At 57.7% G+C, this 6,000-nt stretch carries 3 protein-coding genes and 1 riboswitch; all 3 genes read left to right on the forward strand.

What is annotated here, in order from left to right; all coding sequences use genetic code 11:
• Window positions 1-45 precede the first annotated feature (45 nt).
• A complete protein-coding gene (locus PLO63_15450) occupies window positions 46-1,179 on the forward strand; it encodes a Xaa-Pro peptidase family protein (GenBank protein HOI75540.1) in 1,134 nt (377 codons plus the stop codon).
• 803 nt (window positions 1,180-1,982) lie between these two features.
• Window positions 1,983-2,101, forward strand: a riboswitch (molybdenum cofactor riboswitch).
• A 27-nt stretch (window positions 2,102-2,128) separates the two neighbouring features.
• Window positions 2,129-5,224, forward strand: coding sequence for a formate dehydrogenase-N subunit alpha (gene fdnG, locus PLO63_15455; GenBank protein HOI75541.1), 3,096 nt, complete (start codon window positions 2,129-2,131; stop codon window positions 5,222-5,224).
• Window positions 5,225-5,237: 13 nt separating this feature from the next.
• Window positions 5,238-6,000, forward strand: a 763-nt coding sequence (locus PLO63_15460; GenBank protein HOI75542.1) for a 4Fe-4S dicluster domain-containing protein, incomplete at its 3' end; no start/stop codon positions are given.

A 6,000-nucleotide genomic window follows, 5' to 3' on the forward strand; every position in this document is an offset into this window, starting at 1 on the left:
AGGACTCCTTGGAGGAAAAATCAATGAAATGGAGGACGCTGTAAGATGAACTATTCTTTCTTCAGGAAGAATGCAGAAAAAGTCCGGCAGGCGATGCAGAAAGAGGGAATCGATGTGTTGATCCTGACGCATCAGCAAAAGTACTCCTATGTCGCCGGAACGTTCCACAACGACTTCAACCTCGGGAACTGCCTGTTCGTGTGGGCAAAGGAAGAGCCCACGCTCCTGGTCTCGCTTGCGGAGATGGGAAGGCTCATGACGGAGGGCTACATCAAGGACATTCGCTTCTGGATGCCTGCGTATGCCGGCATCGAGCCCATCAGCTTTCTGGACACGGTTGTCACGATCCTTCGTGAGCGCGAATGCCACAATAAGGTGATCGCCGTGGAAATGCCGTCCATTGCCTACCTGATGTACGACCACCTCGCCAAAAACCTGCCCGATGCAACCATCGTGGACGGCGAAAAGATGATCAACGACGTCATGATGAAAAAGGACGAGGAGGAACTGGCGCTGATTCGCCGCGCCTGCGGCATCGCCGATGCGGGCACCCGGAAAATCCTTGAAAACGTTCGGGTCGGAGTTACCGAGGCGGAGCTGATCGGCCATGCCGAGCTTGAAATGCGGCGGCTGGGCGCCTCCTATTACTACACGCCGAACCAGTGCCTCTTTACATCCCAGATGGGCTACGGCGATCACCTGCCGACCGACAGGATTCTCGTAAACGGAGACCGGATCTATTACGACCTGCATCCCGTCTGGGACGAATACCGTACGGACAGCTTCCGGACGCTGGCGTTTGGGAAACAGTCAAAGGATTACATGAAGATGGTCGATTTTATCAGGCCGGTCATCGAGGAATTGAACGGGATGTTTGTGCCCGGTGCGAGCACCAAGGAAATCGAGAAATGGTATATCAGCCGTCTCGCAGAAGGCGGGTATCCAGATTTCGGATCCGTTCCCCTCGGGCACGGGATCGGAACAGGCCATCTGCCCCCGACTTTTTGCCACGACGACGACTACATCCTTGAAGAAAACGTCATGATCGTTCCCTGTGCGCACATCTACGATTTCAAGACCAATTGCGGCGTATTCGCACTGGAATATGTCGTTTGCGTGAAACCCGGAAAAGCGGAGGTCTTTACGAAATACCCGCTGGATTTGATTACCATCGAATAGAAAGATTCAGACCCACAGCCCATGCAGGACAAGTTTCTGCATGGGCGAATCCATTCCGAGGACATAACGCCTTACTTTTCCTGCATCAATTCCTGGAAACAGGTGTTATGTACCCGGTTAATTCTTCTGCGAAAACCGTACTTCTCCGAGTGGCGATACTGCTGTGGGAAAGTGGCTCGTTACATCATCCGGGCGTCCTCCTCCCGGGAACGAATGACCTATATGGAACAGGAGGGAAAAGATGTCTATGATGTCAAAGGCGGGATGTCCGCATAGAAGACATCGCCGGCTGGTCGGCGATCGAGAAGCAGTGTTGTTGACAAGATCAACCCGATAATCTATAGGGTTGACCGCTGGCTATGCTATGTTTAGCAGCATAACACCGAGTCAGGTCCTGCAGTTGAAAAGGGCCATTGTCTTTAGAAGGAAAAAGGAAATGTCCATTTTGCTTTATAACCAGAGAATATGAGGCGCCTTTAGAGAATCTGGAGGATTCTCTTTGCAGGCACCACCCGCCACGATCCCACCTCAGACCGAATAGGCCCGGACCTGTCCTGCCGCGGTGAGAGCGGCGGGGACCAGGAATGATGCCGTGTTTGGTCATCAGAATCCAAACAGCATTCCTCAATCTTATTCTCGTTTGAAGGGCAACTGTCATGCCGTCATTGCACCTGTGTGCGTCTGACGGCCTGTCGTGTGTGTGTTGACGACACACTCGTCCGGCCCCGGGGAAGGCAAGTCCCGATCGGTTCCAGCCGATCGAAGGCATGGCCGCTGCGTCCTTCAAAACATCGGCAGTGAACCAGCATTGTGCGCTCCGAGCCGCCGGTCCTAAAGAGATCTTCCATGGGCGGCGGACAATGGGTGCAGTTGGAAACGGCTGCGCCTCCCGTGCTCGGAAAGGAGAAAGCGATGACGGGAAATCCAACAGAGAAAGGAGTGTATGGTTATGGATGTAAGCAGAAGAGGGTTCCTGAAGCTCTCCGGTACGGCCCTGGCCGCCAGCGGTATCGGCATCGGACTCAGGCCCGTATCGGCGTATGCCCAACCGCTGAAGATCCAGTATGCCAAGGAGTACACGACGATCTGCCCGTACTGTTCCGTCGGCTGCAGCATCATCGTCTCCGTCCGCAAAGGCGTGGTGGTTAACACGGAGGGTGATCCCGACAGCCCGATCAACCGCGGGTCCCTGTGCACCAAGGGCGGTTCCATCTACCAGATGGCCGTCAACGAAAACCGCCTCGGTAAACCGCTCTACCGGGCACCTTTCACGACGGAGTGGAAAGAGGTGGACTGGGAATGGGCTCTTGAGAAAATCGCCCGCAATATCAAGGAAAGCCGCGATAAAAGCTTCAAGTTCAAGAACGATAAGGGTGAGACGGTCAATCGAACGGAGGGGATCGCCTCCGTCGGCAGCGCCGCTCTCGACAACGAAGAGTGCTTTGTTTTTCAAAAATTCCTGAGGGGCCTGGGTCTGGTGTACATCGAGCATCAGGCTCGCCTCTGCCACAGCTCCACGGTTCCCGCCCTGGCGGAATCCTTCGGACGCGGCGCCATGACGAATCACTGGATCGACATCGCGAACAGCGACGTGATCCTGATCATGGGCGGCAATCCTGCATCCAATCATCCGGTTTCTTTCAAATGGGTCATGGCTGCCGTGGACAAGGGCGCGAAGGTGATCTGCGTGGACCCGCGGTTCACCCAATCGGCGGCGAAGGCCCACATTTACGCCCCGCTCCGCTCCGGGACGGACATCGCTTTCCTCGGCGGGATGATCAAGTACATCCTCGACAACAACCTTTACTTCGAGGAGTACGTCAAACATTACACCAATGCTCCCTTCCTGGTGAACCCGGCCCTCAAGCTCCCGGGAGACAACAAAGGCGTGTTCTCGGGCTTCGATGGCAGCGGGAAGTACAACAAGGATACCTGGGCCTACCAGACCGAAGGCAGTGGACGGATCAAGAAGGACATGGGCCTCAGAGATCCGAACTGCGTCTTCCAACTCCTCAAAAGGCATTACTCTCGTTATACGCCGGAGCTGGTCAGCAAGATCACGGGGACGCCGCAGGAGAAACTCCTGGAAGTCTACAAGCTGTACGCCTCGACGGGCAAGCCCGACAAGGCAGGCGTCGAGATGTACGCCATGGGCTGGACCCAGCACACCGTCGGCGTCCAGAACATCCGGACCATGAGCATCATCCAGCTTCTTCTCGGCAACATGGGGATTCCCGGCGGCGGCATCGCGGCCATGCGCGGCGAATCCAACGTACAGGGCTCCACGGACTATGGCCTCCTCTTCCACATCTGGCCGGGCTACCTGAACACCCCCAAGGCGTCGCTCGGCACACTGAAGGCATACAACGAGAAGGAAACACCGTCGACAAAGGAGCCCGACAGCCTCAACTGGTGGAAGAACAAGCCCAAGTATGTCGCCAGTTTCCTCCGGTCCATGTATGGGAAGAACGCCACACTGGATGAGGCATACGAACTGCTTCCGAAAATCGACGACGGGGCCAACCACTCATGGCTCGTACTGTTCGATCATATGTACAAAAGTAAATTCACCGGTCTGTTTGCCTGGGGCATGAATCCTGCCTGCAGCGGGGCGCACTCCAACAAGGTCCGGCAGGCCCTGGGCAAGCTGGACTGGATGGTGAACGTCAACCTCTACGACAACGAAACGGGCTCCTTCTGGCGCGGCCCCGGCATGGATCCGACGAAGATCAAGACGGAGGTCTTCATGCTGCCCTGTGCCTCCTCCGTCGAAAAGGAGGGGAGCATCACCAACAGCGGACGCTGGATGCAGTGGCGCTACAAGGCGGTCAACCCTCCCGGCGTGGGTCTCCCCGACGGGGACATCTGCTCCGATCTCTTTGTCAGGATCAAAGCCCTTTATGAAAAGGAAGGCGGTCCTTTAAAGGATGCTATCGTAAAAATGTCCTGGCCTTACGGGAAAATGTCCGGTGCGCACTTCCATTTCGATCCCCATGCCGCAGCCCGGGAGATCAACGGCTTCTTCCTGGAGGACAAGAAGGTCGAAAACCCGACCAAGAAGGGCGAATTCAAGGAGTTCAAGAAGGGCGATCCCGTCCCGACCTTCGCCTGGCTGCAGGACGACGGGTCCACATCATCGGGCTGCTGGATCTATTGCGGCTCCTACCCGGGGACAAACCTGTCGGCCCGTCGCGGCCAGAAGGACCCCACCGGCATCGGCCTTTACCCCGAATGGTCCTGGTCCTGGCCGGTGAATCGCCGGATCATCTACAACGGCGCCTCCGTGGATCTCAGCGGCAAACCTTGGAGCAACAACAAGAGCATCATCACATGGAACGGCGAGAAGTGGGTGGGCGACGTGCCCGACGGTGTCGGCAACCCCGGCTCAGGGCGGCCGCCCTTCATCATGAAACCCGACGGCGTGGCCAGTCTCTACGGCCCCGGCCTCGCCGACGGTCCCTTCCCGGAGCATTACGAGCCTCTCGAGTGCCCCGTGGAAAAGAACCTGATGTCGCCGCAGAAGCACAATCCCGCCATCCGGCGATTCGACAAGTCCGGTGTCGGCTCCGATCTCGATATTTATTCCAATATCGCCAGTTGTGATCCGAAGTATCCCTTTGTCTGTTCCACGTACCGGATCAGCGAGCACTGGCAGACTGGTCTCCAGACGCGCTGGTGCCCCTGGCTGGCAGAAATGCAGCCGGAAATGTGGTGTGAGATGAGCCAAGAACTGGCAAAGGAGAAGGGCATTGCCAACGGCGAGAAGGTAATCGTCAGTTCTCCGCGCGGCAAGGTGGAGTGCGTGGCGATTGTCACCGCCCGGTTCAAACCGTTCAACATCGGCGGCAACACGATCCACGAAGTGGGCATTCCCTGGCATTTCGGCTGGATCACCACGGCTGAGCGGAAATACAATCCTGGCGACAAGAAACCGGAGGTCTTCACGCGGGGCGACGCCGCAAACCACCTGACTCCGACCATCGGCGACGCGAATACCACGATACCTGAAAGCAAGGCTTTCATGGTCAACGTGGTGAAGAAGTGAGGGGGGTGACATCATGGCCGAATACATCAAACTGATTGACGTTTCGAAGTGTACGGGGTGCCGGGGCTGCCAGCTGGCCTGCAAGCAGTGGAACCAGATGCCGGCAAGGCAGACGAAGAACAACGGCACCTACCAGAATCCCCCGGACCTGCAGTGGAACACCTGGACCCTCATCCGGTTCCAGGAAGTGGCCGACAAGGACGGCCTCAAGTGGCTGTTCCGGAAGGACGGGTGCATGCACTGCACCGATGCGGCCTGCGTGAAGGTCTGCCCCAGCGGCGCCCTTTACCACACGGAGTACGGCACGGTGGGCCTGAGCCAGGAGAAGTGCATCGGCTGCAAGGAGTGCATCGCCGCCTGCCCCTTCGACATCCCGCGGTGGAACCGGGCGACGGACCGCATTTACAAGTGCGATCTGTGCCTCTCCCGGATCCAGGCGGACCTCAACCCGGCCTGCGTGAAGGCCTGCCCGACGGGTGCGCTCACGTTCGGCGAGAAGAAGGCCATGACCAAGGCGGCCTACAAGCGGGCGGAGGAATTGGGAGAAAAGGCCTCCGTCTACGGCGACAAGTTCGTCGACGGGACCCACGTGCTCTATGTACTGCCGGAGAAGGTGGAGGTGTACGAGAAGCTGCCGAAGAAGCCGACGGTCCCGGCCTCGATCATCGTGTGGAAGGACTTCCTGAAGCCGCTGTCCCTCTTGGCGGCGGGCGGCGTGGTTGCCGGGTCGTTCCTGCACTACCTCATCCACGGGCCGAAGTCGCCCGATGAGGACC

Source organism: Syntrophales bacterium (assembly GCA_035363115.1).
Classification (GTDB): domain Bacteria; phylum Desulfobacterota; class Syntrophia; order Syntrophales; family PHBD01; genus PHBD01.

Coding starts and splice junctions, on each gene's coding strand:
- PLO63_15450 (HOI75540.1), top strand. CDS start 46: ATGAACTATTCTTTCTTCAGGAAGAATGCAGAAAAAGTCCGGCAGGCG.
- fdnG (HOI75541.1), top strand. CDS start 2,129: ATGGATGTAAGCAGAAGAGGGTTCCTGAAGCTCTCCGGTACGGCCCTG.